Genomic DNA, 17,312 nt, shown 5'->3' with positions numbered 1-17,312 from the left:
TAGTAGGTTGTGTGGAAGTTGTGGAAAACTCTCAGAATCCTGTCTATGACTTGAAAAGTTACTTGTTTAAAAATTGTGCATAACCCCTAGAAGTTTAGAGAAAGTTATCCACAGATTAATTTAATTTTTTCTTGATACTTTGAATTTCGAGTCGAAGATTATCATCTGTATCGACCATACTTTTGATTTTTTCATAGGCATGAATGACAGTCGTGTGGTCTTTCCCACCGAATTCTTTTCCGATTCGAGGCAGTGAGTTGTCCGTAATCTCTCTTGAAAGATACATAGCCACTTGTCGTGCTAGGACAATATTCTGAACTCTTCGAGAACCTTTGATCTCTTTTACACTGACTCCATAGAAGGCTCCAACCGCTTCCTGAATTTTTTCAATGGGAATAACAAGCGTCTTGCTATTATCGTTTTTACGAGCTCGAATAGCTTCAGCTGCAACATCGATCGTAATTTCTTTTAGTTTCTTAACCTTCGCCATTAAAGAAATATCATTTAAGGCACCTTCTAAGTCTCGGACATTTGAATCAAACTGACCAGCTAGATATTCTAATGTGTCATTAGGAAAAATATAGTCTAGATCTTCAATTTTATTTCGTAAGATGGCAATCCGAGTTTCAAAATCAGGCGGTGTTATATTTTGAGTTAGTCCCCATTTGAAACGAGTAACCAACCGCTCTTCAAGACTATCTAAATGATCCGGACTTCGATCGCTTGTTAGAACAATCTGTTTGTTGTCGCTATGAAGCGCATTAAATGTATTAAAAAATTCCTCTTGAGTCGTGACTTTTTTACCACCAAGTGACTGGATATCATCAATCAATAAAAGATCTAAACTTCGATAGGTATTCTTGAAAGTCTTCATTTCTCCTAATCGAAGGTGTTCTAAAAATTCATTAATAAAGGTTTCTGCTGGAACATACTTAACCCGTGCATTTGGAATATTTTCTAGGATTTGATTTCCAATTGCGTTCAATAGGTGAGTCTTTCCAAGCCCTGGCCCACCATAGATAAAGAGAGGGTTGTAAGTTGTTGCAAGATTTTCAGAAACTGCAAGCGCTGCTGCTTTCGCCCAAATATTTCCATCCCCTTGCACAAAATTATCAAAGGTGTACTTTGATTTCAGACCTGTATCAATTTTAGGCAACGGTTCAGTTGTTAAGCTACCTGAAGATAATCTCCTATTCTCACTGCTATGATTGCTAGGAATTTCTTCGGTATCTTCAAAAACGAAATGGAACTTCAAATCTGTATTGTAGACTTCAAAGCTGGCTGTGATCAAAGCATTTTTTAGATTTGTTTCCCAAAATAATTCTTTATAATTTCCATCAAGATAAATGGTAGCCGTCTCTCCATCGATTTTGACTAATTTTGAATCAGCGACAAAAAAATCATAGGCACTATCTTTTAGTTGTAATTGAGCTAATTCTAAAAAACGAGACCAAAATTGCTCTTCTTGTGACACTATCAGACTTCCCTCCTTTTCTTGAATTGTATCAAATCATACTTACTCCTATTCTACCACAAATGACAATAGTTTTCCACAGGCTAAATTTCAAGGAATAAAAATATATTTTTAAACTTTTCCACAAGTTGTGGATTTAAATCCACATTGTTTTTAAAAGTTATCCACAAAGTGGGGATAACTAGAGAATATGCTTATTATTCTGCTATTTTCAAAAGATTTTTATGGTGGAAAAACTTGTCGATACAAAAATAAAAATAACAGCCTTATTTTAGGCTGTTGATAATTCGTTGGTATTCATCGAGACTTGAAAAAGAAATTTGGATAGTTCCTTTATTTTGCGAAGAGGAGTGTATCGTCACTTCTGTTCCCAATATTTTTTTCAATCGTTGTTCCTCTTCTAGTAGGAAACTTTCTTTTATTTTTTTATTTTTCTGTTTTCTTTTTGAACTGATCTTGTTTTCTAATGTTCGAACATTTAAATGATCCTGTTTGATTCGCTCCAACCAAAAGCGCTGCTCTTCTTCATCAAGAGGAACGAGAACACGCGCGTGAGCCGAAGAAATGTCATTTTGAATGACCGCTTCTTGAACAGAGGGAGCTAGATGTAACAAGCGAAGCATATTGCTAATATAGGGTCTAGATTTCCCCATAAATTGAGCGATTTGGTCGTGCTTATATCCATGATCAACGAGTTTCTGGTAGGAGATAGCTTCTTCAATTGGATTGAGATCTTCTCGTTGAAGATTTTCAATAATGGCTTGTCGCATCATTTCTTGATCCGTTAACTCTTTAATAATCGCAGGAACAAGCTCTAATCCAGCAATTTTTGAAGCTCTAAACCGTCTTTCACCTGCAAGCAATTCAAAACCAATTATTGGAGATTTTCTGACAATAATGGGTTGAATTAAGCCATTTTCTTTGATTGACTGAGCCAGTTCTTCTAATTTTTCTTGATCAAATACTTTTCTTGGTTGGAAAGGATTGGTTCGAATGTCCTTTACTGCTATCTTTTCTAATTTTTCCATCTTATGAATAGAATAACACACCTTTACAAATTAGTAAAGGTGTGTTTACAAGTATGTCAAGAAAGTGAAAGTTAATCGCTTAGATCCTCAGTTGATTTTGTCAACTTGATAGAAGTTGTTTGTTGTTTTCCATCACGATAGAATGTGACCTTGATCGTATCATTGATTTGGTGAGAATAAAGGGCAGATTGTAAATCTGCAGTTGACTCGATATCTGTATCATCAATCTTTGTGATGACATCGTAGCGTTGCAATTTATCTGAAGCAGGCATATTTTCAAGTGTTGAACGAACCAGTACTCCTCCAGAGATTTTTTCAGGAAGTTTTAATTGGCTTAAATCAGAAGTTGAAAGATTGGATAAATCCATCATTTGGATTCCAAGAGCTGGTCGAACCACTTTTCCTTTTTCTTCTAGTTGCTTGATAATATTGACAACATCATTTGCAGGAATTGCAAATCCCATTCCTTCTACTGAAGTTTGTCCGTTATTTGAAATTTTACTTGAGGTAATTCCAATGACTTGTCCTTGAATATTGATTAATGGACCTCCAGAATTCCCTGGGTTGATGGCTGCATCTGTTTGTAAGGCACGTGTAGAGATATTTTGTCCATTATCGGCTTTCAATTTCACATTGCGGCCTTGGCTGGAAATAATCCCTTGGGTAACAGAATTAGCATAATCTGTTCCAAGAGGGCTACCGATCGCAATCGCAGTCTCACCAACCGTTAATTGGTTTGAATCTCCGAATTCAGCTACTGCCTTTGCTTTATCCGCACTAATGCGAACTACTGCGATATCAGAATAGATATCTGATCCAACTACTTCTCCAGGGACTTTATTACCATCTGCTAAAAGAATATCTACTTTTTTAGCACCATTAATGACATGGGTATTGGTAACAAGGTAGGCATATTTTCCTTCTTTTTTATAAATGACTCCAGAACCTTCACTAGAAATTTGTGAGTCAGAGTTTTCTTCTTTTTCAAACAATCCTTGATTCGAAGAATCAGAATAAGTAATTACAGAAACAACAGCATTTTTCACTTTATCGACGGCTTCACTAGTTGAGGTCGTATTTTTATAAGCTGTTTTAACAGTGGTTGAGTGGACTTGCTTACTTTCAGTATTTGAAGTAGAAGAATGAGATGTTTGTAAGGTTAAAAAGGTTCCAAGAATCCCACCTAGAAAACCCACAACAAAAATGAGGGCTATGCTTCCAACTTTTTTTAGTAAATTAGATGAAGATTTCATATTTTCCTCCTAAGGGTATCAAATTGTCTAGAGTATAGAAAAACTTTCTTAATTATATCTTAAATAACTAAAGTTATCCACAATTTGTGGATAACCTGTAGAGTTTAGTTGAGAAATGGCTTTAAAAAGGACTTTATAGAATAGCTTTTCTTTCTATAGCTGTGGATTATTTGTGGAATTGAAGAATTATGCTACAATAGGGGAATGAAAATTAAATTGATAACCGTTGGAAAATTAAAAGAAAAATACTTAAAAGATGGGATCGCGGAGTATATTAAAAGGCTTGGTCGATTTGCAAAAGTAGAACAGGTTGAGTTAGTTGATGAAAAAACTCCAGATCGTGCCAGTCAACTCGAAAATCAACAAATCCTTGAAAAAGAGGGGGAACGAATTCTCTCTAAAATTTCAGATAAGGAATATGTGATTGTATTGGCTATTGAAGGCAAACAATTTCCTTCAGAGAAATTTAGTCAAACGATTGATCAGATTATGACATCTGGTTATTCAAACCTTACTTTTGTTATTGGAGGCAGTCTTGGTCTGTCTCCTGAAGTGAAAAAAAGAGGAAATCTATTGATGAGCTTTGGTCAATTAACGCTTCCTCATCAGTTGATGAAATTAGTGTTGGTGGAACAAATCTATCGTGCTTTCATGATTCAACAGGGGAGTCCCTACCATAAATAACCTTGACGCTCCTTCCTTTTTCTGCTAAAATGAAGTAAGTTCGGTCTCATAGCTCAGCTGGATAGAGCATTCGCCTTCTAAGCGAACGGTCGCAGGTTCGAATCCTGCTGGGATCAAATGAAAGATGCAGTTTTTGCTGTGTCTTTTCTTTTTGTAAAAAATGTATAAATTTTCATCATCTATTAATTTTTCTATATATTACTATTGATTAATAAAAATGAAATCATTTATTAGAAATATTTTAAAAAAGATCTAATAATCCCTATATAGTGCAAAGTGCAGATTGTGGGAATTATGTAAAATAGTTTTCAATCATGTAACAAAATCGTTAAAAACATTACAATTTCACCCATCCCCTTTAATTTTAGTCTATTTTATATTATAATTTTTTGTATATAAAAATTTTATTTTTTCTAATAATACTAGAATATAATAAAATAGAAAAAAAGTAGGAGAGTTTGTGTGATTCAGTCATTAGTATTGTCTTTTCTCTTAGGAGGGATCATTGTTCTGACGTTTGCATTAGTGGACGAAAAAATCTATCAGGAACATCAATTTTCATTTATCTTTCTGCTGAGCACCTTTGTTCTTCTTTTTGAAAGTCTCTTAGTATTTTTAGATGTGACTCTAGTTTCAAATATTCGACTCTCTGATTTAAATATGCTCTTATGGCCGGTTTATTTATATCCTTATTATCATTATGCTAATCGGATGAATTACTTGTGCACCATTTTTTATTCTTTTTTTACTTATTTAGCGGTTGAAGGAACAGCAACTTTTCTGACGATAATTGTCTCTTCAGTGTTAGGGGATGCTTTTGTAGCAGCTCACTCGATTGTTTATAATATATGTATTCGTTTGGTTTCTTTAGGAATCATTTTGAAGTTAATTGACTTATTTGAATTTGATTTCACTCCTTTTTATGAGAAAGAATTTGAAAAATATTTAAAGAGAGTCATCTGCGTCTATTTCACCATCTTTGTAGTGATTAATTTTGCTTTATGGATTAGTGAACAAGCGCAATTTAAAAATTTTGGGAGTATGTTGGCAACGATTTGTTTTTTCTTTTTTGTAGTCAGCTTATTCCATATGAAAATCGAGCGAGATCAGTATCGTAAAAATTTAGCACTGGAGTATAAAGAATTTTCTGAGCAACAAATGAGTCGCTATATGGCTGAAATTCAAAGTCTCTATTCTATTGTTAGGGGATTTCGTCATGATTTGGGAAATTTAGTTATTTCTATGTCATTAGCTATTGAGGAAAAAAATATTTCAGAAATACAGAGAATCCATAGAGAAGTATTAGAAGAAGGTTATAAAAAGATAAATACAGAAGAATTATCAGGATTTAACTTGGTCAATATCAGAGATTCTGCATTACGAAGTATTTTGATTCGTGGCTGGTTGGATGCTAGAGATGCTGGGGTAGAAATGACCTTTGAAACGAGTGAACCAATCGAGCAACTACCAGTTGATTTATTAGATATCGTGAGAATCGTTGGGATTCTAGTGACAAACGCTTTGGAAGCTTCAAAAGAAGCGGAAGAAAAGAAAGTTCATGTTGCTATTTTCTCTATTTCAAAAATTGTTTACTTAGTGATTCATAATACAACAAATGAAATCACTTTTGATATCAGAAAAATATATGAGGAAGGCTATTCGACAAAAGGAGAAAATAGAGGACTAGGATTAAATAATGTGAGAAAAATCTTAGCAAATTATGGAACGATGTTTTTAGAAACAGAATTGCAAGGAAATCGTTTTTTACAAGTTTTGAAGATTGGAGGATATGAACAAGAATGAAGATTTTTTTATTAGAAGATGAGCTCTCTCAACAGATACGGGTAGAAAAACATATTGTAGAAATTGCTAAAGAATTAGAAATTAAACTTGAAGTGATTTCTACCGGTAAACTTACGGAATTTGAAAATTATATCCAACATTCGGATATCCACCAATTATATTTTCTAGATATTCATATCCAAGACAATGAATATTGTGGGCTAGAAATTGCTAAAAAAATACGAGAAACAAATCCTTATGCCATTATTGTTTTTATTACTACAAAATCAGAATTCGCTTCTATTACCTATCGTTATAAAGTATCTGCCTTGGATTTTATTGATAAAAATTTGAATGAAGATTTATTTAGATTAAAAATAAAGGAGTGTATTGAGTATCTAACAACTATTCAAATTGGAAATGATGATTTGACAGATTATTTTGAGTATGACTTTAAAGATAAAAAGATAAAAATTCCATTTAAGGATATTCTTTATATTGAGACTGTTGGTTCGGCTTATAAATTAAACTTAGTTGGGAAAAATTTTCAAAAAGAAATTGCGGGAAGTTTATCAGATGTCTTGGAGAAAGATGTGGAGGAGAGATATTTCAGTCCCCATCAATCTTATATCGTAAATAGAAGTATGATCGTTGGGATGGATAAGAAAAGAAAACAGTTGTTGTTGAAAGAAGGGTATTCTTGTCCAATCTCAAGAAGCAATATCAAACGTGTCAAAAAATTAATTGAAGAGCAAAATTTAGAATTTAGTGCTTGACAATTAGTTAAATTTTGATATAATGAAATATGTTCTGTAAATGAATATATGGTCCGTTGGTCAAGGGGTTAAGACACCGCCTTTTCACGGCGGTAACACGGGTTCGAATCCCGTACGGACTATATCTCATTCCGCCATAGCTCAGTTGGTAGTAGCGCATGACTGTTAATCATGATGTCGTAGGTTCGAGTCCTACTGGCGGAGCTAGTATAACACCCATTTGGGTGTTTTTTTGTTTTGAAAAAAGGCTAGGATGGCAATTATCCTAGCCTTATATTTATAAGTGAACGATATTCATGTTCCTTAGCTTTTTAGTCTTTTTATTTGTCTCCATTCGTAGAGGAAGAAAAGAATGATTCCAACGAAAAAGGCAATGAGTCCTTCAATGAAGCCTTGGGGAACAAATGTTAAGGTGACTGTTCCGGATCCTTTTGAAACACGAACTCCCATTAATCCTTTCTGGATGCGATGAATTTGGATAGGCTTTCCATTTTGTTTAGCTGACCAGCCTTTATCATAAGGGAGTGTAAAAATAAGGGTAGTGTCTCTATTTGCGTTATAGGCTGCTACCAATTTGTTTTTCTTTTTGTGAATAGCAACTTCTTGCTGACGAATGCTAGCGATAGCTTGTGTGTATTGGTCAAGATCCAGAGCAAAAAATTCTGGTGTATCAAAAGAGACTGTCGAATTTTCTGGAAAACTCATACGAATAGTAACTATTTCTTCTGTGTCAAAATGGCCAATTGAAAAGAATGGAAAGGCATTATCAATGGTATAGCGTTGGGTCTGTCCATTGTAGCTGATTTCAATATCTTTCCGATCATCGTTTGAAAATTGTAAATTTGGAACATTGACATATAGTTGGCTATGGGCAGGAACCGTTACTTCATATTGAATACTTGCGTAGGATAGATGACTATCTTCTTCAATTTTTGCAGTTTGCAACGAAGATGTAGTATTTTGTGAAGTAGGCGAGAGAATATTTAATTTCTTATAAAATTTATATTTTTCATCTGTGATTTGATGGATGAATCGTGTCTGATTATCCAGTGTCAAATTCGTAAAGGAAGTATTTTTATAAGGTTTTGCTGACAGAAAGGCGATTGGTAAGGCATATTCGTTTTCTGAAAGTGAGACTCCATTTTTGGTTGCAATCTCTTTAAATCCAAATTTTTGAACAGGTTGTTGGCTTAAATTATAGCGAACACCAAATAGACTATCCATTAAAATAGAATTGTTTTGGTATCGAAGATTGAGGTTAGTTCCTTCAGATTTAAATCCTAGTTTGTCTAATGTCGAGCTAGCATCCGTATTTCGTACAGATGAAAATTGAGAAATTCCATTATAACCATACTTCATGCTATCATTGCCCGTTTGTGGCTGTAGAATCTCAGTCCGATAATTAGAGTCTGTCTTCCCTCTTACTAAGGATTGGATGGCTTTTAAGTCGCGTTCGTAGGACGACCGAGAAGCAAAGACCCATTCATTCGCAATTCCTTCCATTTGATAATAACTATTCACCGATAATTCAAAGATGGAGAAAAACAGGATCGAAAGATAGAAAAGTCTAGGCGGTATTTTTTTTAAGATAAATCCTAAACAGACTAAATAGAAGGCGATTAAAAATTCAAAAGTAACAATGAAATTGACAGCATCTAAAAATTTATAGTGACTGCTGTAAAGGACAGTTGCTCCAAATCCTAGAATAAGGAGGAAATTAGCAAGACTAAAACGAATCCAAGTGATCTCCTCTATTCGATTTAGTACTTCTCCTGCCATCAGAATAATCGTCAAAGAAAAGATCCAAGAGTATCGATGAAGAAACATATTTGGCGCGTGCATACCTTGCCAAAGGAGATCTAATAATTGAAAACGAAAACTCAAAATAAGAATGGCCAAGAGTATAAAATAAGAAAGTTTCACGTAAAACTTGATCGACTTTACAAAGAAGAAGGTGATTGCTAGTAGCAGTGGAAATAATCCCACGTAGATCATTGGAATTGATCCATATTTAGTAGTGTCAAAACTTCCAATGAAATTTTTTGCAAATACGTCAAGATACCAACTTTTTTCTGTAAAGATACTGTCAACCTTTGAAAAACTTTCTCCATGAGTGCGTAAATCTAAGAAGGTTGGATATAACATCACAAGGCTTGTTATAACTGATAAAAGAGATACAATCACAAAATGAAAGAAGCGTTTTCCAATTCCTTTGATGTCCCATGACAGTTGTGTCAAGTACCATAAAATGAGAAAAATAGACATCATAAACCCAAAATAATAATTTTGGATAAACAAGCTGGTTAAGCTGATAAAGTAGAGAATCTCTCCCTCATTGTAAATTAGTTTTTTGAATCCATAAAGAATTAATGGTGCTAGGATAAAAACATCTAGCCAAGTTTTGATTTCAATTTGGCTAATAGCAAAGCTCATAAGAGCAAATGAGGTTGAAAGGGTAAGAACCAGGGATCTAGGAATTTTAGAAAACATTCCATGTAAACTAATATAAGTGCTTAACCCAATAGCTCCAAATTTAAGAAGAGTGATGAGGTAAACAACATCTGGCATAGATTGTGCATTAAAGAAGTAGACAAGAGGAGAAAAGAAACTTCCTAAATAATAGCTACTGAGTGCATAGAAATTAATGCCTAATCCACTTTGAAAACTGTAAAATAGGCTATCTGTCCCGTGTAAAATATTTCGAAGTGTGGTATCAAAAATGACATACTGATGATAACCATCTCCTAATAAGGGGGATGTATCACTGTTCCAGTAGATTCCCTGTGAGAGGTAAATAAAGAACATCATGATAGCTGGAATCAGGAAAGAAGATACTATAAAAAGAGATGTTTTTAGCTTTGTTTTATTCATATATTTCTACTGAAAGAGCCTGAAATCATTATTTCAGGGCTCTTTATTTTTATGATTGACTCCAAAGTTCTTTCACTTTTGCTTGAACTTCTTCATTTTCAAGAAACTCATCATAGGTTTCATCAATACGATCGACTACGCCGTTTTTTGAAAGAACGATAATATGGTTGGCGAGTGTTTGAATGAATTCGTGGTCATGGCTGGCAAAGATAATCGATTCTTTAAAATTCTTCAATCCATCATTCAAACTTGAAATGGACTCCAAATCCAAGTGATTGGTTGGATCATCCAGTACAAGAACGTTTGACTTAAGGAGCATCAATTTAGACAACATGACACGAACTTTTTCTCCCCCTGACAAGACGTTGACAGACTTGTTAACTTCGTCACCCGAAAAGAGCATACGTCCTAAGAAACCACGAAGGAAAGTATTGTCATCTTCTTCTTTACTTGCAAATTGACGAAGCCAATCAAGAATACTTTCACCACCTGCAAAATCTCGGCTGTTGTCTTTTGGTAGATAAGATCGACTAGTTGTAACTCCCCACTTGACAGTTCCTTCATATTCAATATCATCCATCAATGCACGGATCAAAGCAGTTGTTTGAATATCGTTCTGTCCGATAAGGGCGGTTTTGTCACCAGGACGTAAGATAAAGCTGATATTGTCAAGGATGGTTTCTCCATCAATCTTGACAGAAAGATTTTCTACTGTCAAGAGATCGTTACCGATTTCTCGTTCCGCTTTAAAGTTGATAAATGGGTACTTCCGGCTAGATGGAACAATTTCTTCTAACTCAATCTTGTCAAGCATTTTTTTACGCGAAGTTGCTTGTTTTGATTTTGAAGCGTTGGCTGAGAAACGTGCGACAAACTCTTGTAATTGTTTAATTTTTTCTTCAGCTTTTGCATTTCTATCTGCTTGTAATTTTGCTGCAAGTTCAGAAGATTCTTTCCAGAAATCATAGTTTCCGACGTAAAGTTTGATTTTTCCAAAGTCGAGATCCGCCATATGAGTGCAGACTTTATTCAAAAAGTGGCGGTCATGGGATACAACGATAACTGTATTTTCAAAATCAATCAGAAAATCTTCTAACCAGGTAATGGATTGGATATCCAATCCATTGGTCGGCTCATCCAAAAGAAGGACATCTGGTTTACCAAAAAGGGCTTTAGCTAGGAGAACTTTTACTTTATCTCCGTTGGCTAACTCGCTCATAGTTTGGTAATGAAGGTCTTCTGATATATTTAGATTTTGAAGCAATTGAGATGCTTCACTTTCTGCTTCCCATCCACCAAGTTCGGCAAATTCACCTTCAAGTTCAGCTGCACGGACACCATCTTCATCAGAGAAATCTTCTTTCATGTAGATAGCATCTTTTTCTTTCATAATGTTGTAGAGCTTTTCATTTCCCATAATGACAACATCAATGACCCGTTCGTCTTCATAGTCAAAGTGATTTTGACGCAAAACAGACAAACGTTCATCAGGGCCAAGAGAAATATGGCCAGTTGTTGGTTCAATATCTCCAGCTAAAATTTTTAAAAAGGTTGACTTTCCAGCACCGTTGGCACCGATGAGACCGTATGTATTTCCTTCTGTAAAGTTGATATTGACATCGTCAAACAATTTTCGATCACTAAAACGTAGTGAGACGTCTGATACTGTAAGCAATGATATTCTCCTCTTTCTATAATATCTTCATTTTACTAGAAAATAGGGGAAAATTCAACTTTTTTACTGTCAATCTGTTTTTACAGATGTGTCAATTAAGTTTACAGAACAGTAAAGCATTAATTCGGTACAAACATAGACGATAGACTAACATTTTCAACTAGAAAGTGCTATAATGATAGGGATAACGATTAAGGAGAAGAGTATGACAAAACCCATCATTTTGACAGGAGATAGACCAACAGGAAAACTCCATATTGGCCACTATGTAGGTTCTTTAAAAAATCGCGTCTTGCTACAAAATAAAGACGAGTATAATATGTTTGTTTTCCTAGCAGACCAGCAAGCTTTGACAGACCATGCAAAAGATCCAAAAACGATTGTAGAATCTATTGGAAATGTTGCTTTGGATTATCTGGCAGCTGGACTAGATCCTGAAAAAGTTACGATTTTCATTCAAAGTCAGATTCCTGAATTAGCAGAATTGACTATGTACTACATGAATCTTGTATCTTTGGCGCGACTTGAAAGAAACCCAACTGTAAAAACTGAGATTTCTCAAAAAGGTTTTGGTGAGAGTATTCCAACAGGATTTTTGGTATACCCTATTTCACAAGCAGCCGATATTACAGCATTTAAAGCGAATTTTGTTCCAGTAGGAAATGATCAAAAGCCAATGATTGAGCAAACTCGTGAGATTGTTCGTTCCTTTAATCATGCATACAACACAGATACTTTGGTCGAACCAGAAGGAATTTATCCTGAAAATGAAGCAGCAGGGCGCTTGCCTGGTTTAGACGGAAATGCTAAGATGTCTAAATCATTGAATAATGGCATTTACATAGCTGATGATGCAGATACTTTAAAGAAAAAAGTGATGAGTATGTATACTGATCCTGATCATATTAAAGTAGAGGATCCAGGAAAAATCGAAGGCAATATGGTATTTCATTACCTGGATGTATTTGGCCGCCCAGAAGATGCGGCTGAAATTGCAGAAATGAAAGAACATTATCAACGTGGTGGACTTGGTGATGTAAAGACCAAACGATATCTTTTAGAAATTTTAGATCGTGAATTAAGACCGATTCGTGAAAGACGCCTTGAGTTTGCAAAGGATATGGGTGAAGTCTACTCTATTCTTGAAAAAGGAAGTGAGCGTGCTCGAAATGTAGCAGCTCAAACATTGGATGAAGTAAAATCAGCGATGGGAATTACCTATTTTAAAAAATAAAACGACTTCATTTAATGGCGAACAATTCTTTGCCGTTCATTGATAATTACCAATTAATGATTGACAAATTGCAATAGAATGGTATGATATTAACAATAAAAATTCGAGCCTTGCTCAATAAAAAGAAAAGAGGAACCAGCTAATGTCTAATTGGGACACAAAGTTTTTAAAAAAAGGGTTTACATTCGATGACGTGCTTTTGATTCCAGCAGAAAGTCACGTATTGCCTAATGATGCAGATTTAAGTACACAATTAGCAAGTAATTTACGCTTGAACATCCCAATCATTACTGCTGCTATGGATACAGTGACTGAAAGTCAAATGGCAATTGCTATGGCACGTGCTGGTGGACTTGGTGTGATCCATAAAAACATGTCAATTGAGCAACAGGCAGATGAAGTACGCAAAGTAAAACGCTCTGAAAATGGGGTTATCATTGATCCGTTCTATTTGACTCCGTCTCATACAATTGCAGAAGCAGATGAGTTGATGGGACGATACCGAATCAGTGGTGTTCCTGTTGTTGAAACACTTGAAAATCGTAAATTAGTTGGTATCCTTACAAACCGGGATTTGCGTTTTATTTCTGATTACAATCAACCCATTTCAAATCATATGACAAGTGAAAATTTGGTGACTGCACCGGTTGGAACTGATTTGGAAACAGCTGAACGCATTCTACAAGAGCACCGTATTGAAAAATTACCATTGGTAGATGAAAATGGTCGTCTTTCTGGCTTGATTACAATCAAAGATATTGAAAAAGTTATTGAGTTCCCAAATGCGGCTAAGGATGAATTTGGTCGTTTGCTTGTAGCTGGTGCCGTAGGGGTTACTTCAGATACTTTTGAACGTGCAGAAGCTCTTTTTGAAGCTGGTGCAGACGCAATTGTCATCGATACTGCTCATGGACATTCTGCGGGTGTTCTTCGTAAGATCGCAGAAATTCGTGCTCACTTCCCAGATCGTACCTTGATTGCAGGAAATATTGCAACCGCTGAAGGTGCTCGTGCATTATTTGATGCAGGGGTAGATGTAGTTAAGGTCGGAATTGGTCCTGGATCAATCTGTACAACTCGTGTTGTTGCAGGGGTTGGTGTTCCTCAAGTGACTGCTATTTATGATGCAGCCGCTGTAGCTCGTGAATATGGAAAAACGATCATTGCTGATGGTGGTATCAAGTATTCAGGAGATATTGTCAAAGCACTTGCAGCTGGTGGAAATGCGGTTATGCTTGGCTCAATGCTTGCAGGTACAGATGAAGCACCAGGTGAAACAGAAATCTTCCAAGGTCGTAAATTTAAAACATACCGTGGTATGGGATCTATTGCAGCAATGAAGAAAGGTTCTAGCGACCGTTACTTCCAAGGTTCTGTCAATGAAGCCAATAAATTGGTCCCTGAAGGAATTGAAGGACGCGTTGCTTATAAAGGTTCTGTAGCAGATATGGTCTTCCAAATGATCGGTGGTATTCGTTCAGGTATGGGTTATGTTGGTGCAGCAACTATTCAAGATTTACATGATCATGCACAATTTGTCGAAATGAGTGGTGCCGGATTGAAAGAAAGCCATCCTCATGATGTGCAAATTACAAACGAGGCTCCTAATTACTCGGCACAATAAATTTACACATTTGTAAATAAAAACAACAGCATCTTGACAACATTGTCAAGATGCTGTTTTGATATGACCGGCTTGAACAGTAAAAACTTTCAACTCTTCAGGCAGTTCTTTTAAATGATCGAGAGTGGTCGTTGTAATAAATGTTTGAATATTATTAGAGATGGTTTCAAGTAGTTGAAGTTGACGATAATTGTCAAGTTCGCTCATAACATCGTCAAGTAATAAAATAGGCTTTTCTCTTGTGATTTCTTCCATCAATTCAATTTCTGCTAATTTTAGAGAGAGAACAACACTTCGATGCTGGCCTTGACTACCAAAGGTAGCATTCATATTATTGATAAAAAATGCTAAATCATCCCTGTGTGGTCCAATGCTTGTTGTTTTCCTAAAAATATCCTTCTGACGGTTTTTTCCCAATATAGAGAGAAACTGCTCTTCTATATCATTTCCTTCTTCAGAAAAAACAGTTGACTGATATTGAATTGATAGGTCTTCTTTGTTGTCAGAAAGTCCAGTGTGTTTTTCTTTTGCTTTAGCTTCTAATTTTTTAATAAACTCAAGCCGATGATGGATGACGCGACTTCCAAAACTAGCTAGTTGTGAATCTAAGACCTCCAAAAATGTAGCATCAATTTTTTCCGAATTTTTTAGATAACTATTTCTTTGTTTCAGTACATGGTTGTATTGAGATAAGTCGGATAAGTAGAGAGGTTTCATCTGACCTAATTCAATGTCAATAAACTTTCGACGGCCTGCAGGTGATCCTTTGATCAGTTGCAAATCTTCGGGTGCGAAAAGGACAACATTCATATGGCCAATATAGTTCGATAATTTGGCTTGTTTCAAATGATTTACCTTAGTTATCCGACCTTTTGGTGTCAAGGAAATTTCTAATGGAAGGGGACCAGTTTCTCTTTGTAATTGACCAGAAACTTTAAAATCGGTGGATTCAAAATAGATGAGATCTCTATCATTTCGTGTTCGATGACTTCTGGTTAAAGCTAGAAAATAAATTGATTCGAGAATATTGGTCTTCCCCTGAGCATTTTGACCTAAGAAAATATTTAATCCAGGATGAAATTCGACTTCAAGTTCTTGATAATTACGAAAATGTTGAATGGATAACTGTTTTAACCACATTAGGAGATACCAGGAAAGCGAATCGCTTTTTCTTTTTTGTTAATTTTTGTCGGTTGTTTCTTTTGTTGTTGATTGAGTTGCTTGACAAGTTTAGCAACACGTTCCTTTTCTTCCTTCTCTTTAAGATGCTCCTCTATTTCTTCTTGAGAAGGTTCAAGAATGGTGATAGTCATGCTCAGTTCAGGGATGTCAATTTGATCATTGACACGAAGTTTACGACCTCTCCGTTGTTCTAATTCACCATTAACAAAGACTTCTTTTTCTTGAAGAAAAGCTTTGATTTCACCACCACTCTGTATAATACCGAGTTCTTTTAAGATTGCTTGTAATGTAATAAAATCATCAAATAATTTGTAATTCATAGTTCACCTCTTTGCGTGTTATTATACCATATTTTTAGTTTTTCTAGGGTAGAGAATGTTGAGTGATTTGAGGAGCTTTTTCACAGTTTGAATTAGGATTTTAGTGTGATTTCGTGTTATAATGAAAGTTACTATTGAGTAGAACGAGGATGAAAATGGAATTAGTAAAGGGCGTGAATCTTCACTTTCTTCAATCAAAAAAATTTAAAACCAATAAAATTAAGGTCCGTTTTTCATCGCCATTAGATGAAAATACCGTGGCTGCGCGTGTTTTAGTAGCCTGTATGATGGAAACTGCAAATCAAAAATATCCAACTTCACAATTATTCCGTGAAAAATTAGCGAGTCTATACGGGGTAGAATTGTCAACCTCAGTCTCTAAGAGGGGGCGTGTTCATTATGTTGATTTGAATATTTCCTTTGTGCGCGATGACTTTTTGAGCAAGAAAAATGTTCTTACTGATGAGGTTTTGGACATTATAGAAACTATCTTCTTTTCACCTTTGGTAGTAGAAGATCACTTTGACAGTGATACATTTGATGTTGAAAAGAAAAATACGATTTCCGATTTGGAGTCAGAAATTGAAGAGCCTTATTATTATGCACATGGGCAATTGAATCAACTATTTTTTGAAGACGAAACAATCGGGATGTCAAGATTGGGGAAAGTTGATTTAGTGAGACAAGAAACAGCTCAAAGTTCTCTTGAACAGTTTCATCAGATGCTCCAATTAGATAACATTGACTTCTTTTTCATAGGTGACTTTAATGAGCTCGCTATTGTGGATCGAGTGAACCAGTTTGAATTCAAGCCACGTGATAACAATTTGTCTGTCACCTATCAGCAACCTTTTACAAATGTTGTTAGAGAAAAGTTAGAGCAAAAACAAAACCAACAATCTATTTTAGAATTAGGTTATCATTTTTCTACCCAGTATGGAGAATCTCTCCATATCCCACTAGTTATATTAAATGGGATGCTGGGAGCTTTCTCACATTCGAGACTTTTTCAAATAATTCGTGAGAAAGAAGGCCTTGCTTATACCATCTCAAGCCATTTTGATATTTTTACAGGCTTCATGAGAGTTTTTGCAGGCATTGATAAGGAATCTCGTACGAAAGTAATGACCTTGATTATGAGACAGTTGAATGATTTAAAACGAGGCAAGTTTACAGAGTCAGAGATTCAATTGACAAAAGAAATGTTGGTGAATACGACCTTATTAGCACAGGATCGGCAAAATACCTTGATTGAAAGGGAATATCTGAAAACGATCCTAGGAACGAAAGTGCTTTCTTTAGAAGAGTGGTTAGAATCCATCGATAAGGTTAGTAGAGAAGAAATTATTGAAGTGGCAAAAACAATTAATTTACAGTCTGTTTATTTTATGGAAGGAAAGTAGTGTAAA

Annotated in this window: 13 protein-coding genes and 3 tRNA genes; 9 read left to right on the top strand and 7 right to left on the bottom strand. The window is 35.3% G+C overall.

The features are described from left to right. Positions 1-115 precede the first annotated feature (115 nt). The 3 genes from dnaA to O3602_RS08025 form a co-directional block, all read right to left on the bottom strand. On the bottom strand, positions 116-1,474 hold the full coding sequence (gene dnaA / locus O3602_RS08035; protein WP_338323956.1) for a chromosomal replication initiator protein DnaA: 1,359 nt from the start codon (positions 1,472-1,474) through the stop codon (positions 116-118). A 266-nt stretch (positions 1,475-1,740) separates the two neighbouring features. Then, positions 1,741-2,502 (bottom strand): ParB/RepB/Spo0J family partition protein, encoded by a 762-nt coding sequence (locus O3602_RS08030; protein WP_003010781.1) that lies wholly within the window; start codon positions 2,500-2,502, stop codon positions 1,741-1,743. Between the two features lie 71 nt (positions 2,503-2,573). Next, complete coding sequence (locus tag O3602_RS08025) at positions 2,574-3,755, bottom strand: S1C family serine protease (protein ID WP_151379379.1); 1,182 nt, start codon at positions 3,753-3,755, stop codon at positions 2,574-2,576. A gap of 204 nt (positions 3,756-3,959) precedes the next feature. Between O3602_RS08025 and rlmH the strand changes: the two genes are divergently transcribed. The 6 genes from rlmH (at position 3,960) to O3602_RS07995 (ending at position 7,201) form a co-directional block, all read left to right on the top strand. Further along, positions 3,960-4,439: a 23S rRNA (pseudouridine(1915)-N(3))-methyltransferase RlmH gene (rlmH, locus tag O3602_RS08020; RefSeq protein WP_003009233.1), complete on the top strand. Its 480-nt coding sequence runs from the start codon at positions 3,960-3,962 to the stop codon at positions 4,437-4,439. Positions 4,440-4,481: 42 nt separating this feature from the next. Next, positions 4,482-4,555: transfer RNA gene (locus O3602_RS08015), tRNA-Arg, on the top strand. Between the two features lie 346 nt (positions 4,556-4,901). Then, positions 4,902-6,242 (top strand): GHKL domain-containing protein, encoded by a 1,341-nt coding sequence (locus tag O3602_RS08010; protein ID WP_270300096.1) that lies wholly within the window; start codon positions 4,902-4,904, stop codon positions 6,240-6,242. After that, complete coding sequence (locus tag O3602_RS08005) at positions 6,239-6,997, top strand: LytTR family DNA-binding domain-containing protein (protein ID WP_151379380.1); 759 nt, start codon at positions 6,239-6,241, stop codon at positions 6,995-6,997. Before O3602_RS08010 ends, O3602_RS08005 begins: the two co-directional genes overlap by 4 nt. A 50-nt stretch (positions 6,998-7,047) precedes the next feature. Next, a tRNA-Glu gene (locus O3602_RS08000) sits at positions 7,048-7,119 on the top strand. Positions 7,120-7,127: 8 nt separating this feature from the next. Then, positions 7,128-7,201, top strand: a tRNA-Asn gene (locus O3602_RS07995). 99 nt (positions 7,202-7,300) lie between these two features. Here the strand turns inward: O3602_RS07995 and O3602_RS07990 are convergent. Continuing rightward, complete coding sequence (locus O3602_RS07990) at positions 7,301-9,868, bottom strand: YfhO family protein (protein WP_371611481.1); 2,568 nt, start codon at positions 9,866-9,868, stop codon at positions 7,301-7,303. 49 nt (positions 9,869-9,917) lie between these two features. Further along, positions 9,918-11,543 carry an ATP-binding cassette domain-containing protein gene (locus tag O3602_RS07985; RefSeq protein WP_003010809.1) on the bottom strand — a complete coding sequence of 542 codons (1,626 nt, stop codon included), beginning with the start codon at positions 11,541-11,543 and terminating at the stop codon, positions 9,918-9,920. A 205-nt stretch (positions 11,544-11,748) separates the two neighbouring features. Here O3602_RS07985 and trpS point away from each other — a divergent pair, with 205 nt between their 5' ends. Together trpS and guaB are read left to right on the top strand one after the other, a co-directional pair. Continuing rightward, positions 11,749-12,777 carry a tryptophan--tRNA ligase gene (gene trpS / locus O3602_RS07980; protein WP_003010784.1) on the top strand — a complete coding sequence of 343 codons (1,029 nt, stop codon included), beginning with the start codon at positions 11,749-11,751 and terminating at the stop codon, positions 12,775-12,777. Between the two features lie 142 nt (positions 12,778-12,919). Further along, positions 12,920-14,401 carry an IMP dehydrogenase gene (gene guaB, locus O3602_RS07975; RefSeq protein WP_003009220.1) on the top strand — a complete coding sequence of 494 codons (1,482 nt, stop codon included), beginning with the start codon at positions 12,920-12,922 and terminating at the stop codon, positions 14,399-14,401. 45 nt (positions 14,402-14,446) lie between these two features. On the opposite strand, the gene recF is transcribed toward guaB, so the two are convergent. Further along, positions 14,447-15,541: a DNA replication/repair protein RecF gene (gene recF / locus O3602_RS07970; RefSeq protein WP_371611480.1), complete on the bottom strand. Its 1,095-nt coding sequence runs from the start codon at positions 15,539-15,541 to the stop codon at positions 14,447-14,449. After that, positions 15,541-15,903, bottom strand: a complete 363-nt coding sequence (gene yaaA, locus O3602_RS07965) for a S4 domain-containing protein YaaA (RefSeq protein ID WP_155127499.1) — start codon at positions 15,901-15,903, stop codon at positions 15,541-15,543. The genes recF and yaaA overlap by 1 nt, the downstream gene beginning before the upstream one ends. A 155-nt stretch (positions 15,904-16,058) precedes the next feature. Here yaaA and yfmF point away from each other — a divergent pair, with 155 nt between their 5' ends. Next, a complete protein-coding gene (gene yfmF, locus O3602_RS07960; protein ID WP_003010771.1) occupies positions 16,059-17,306 on the top strand; it encodes an EF-P 5-aminopentanol modification-associated protein YfmF in 1,248 nt (415 codons plus the stop codon). Positions 17,307-17,312 lie beyond the last annotated feature (6 nt).

The organism is Streptococcus sp. 27098_8_186, assembly GCF_041432055.1.
GTDB lineage: Bacteria > Bacillota > Bacilli > Lactobacillales > Streptococcaceae > Streptococcus > Streptococcus dentalis.
Note: the sequence above shows the minus strand (reverse complement) of the source record. Positions and strands in the feature narration are given on the sequence as shown.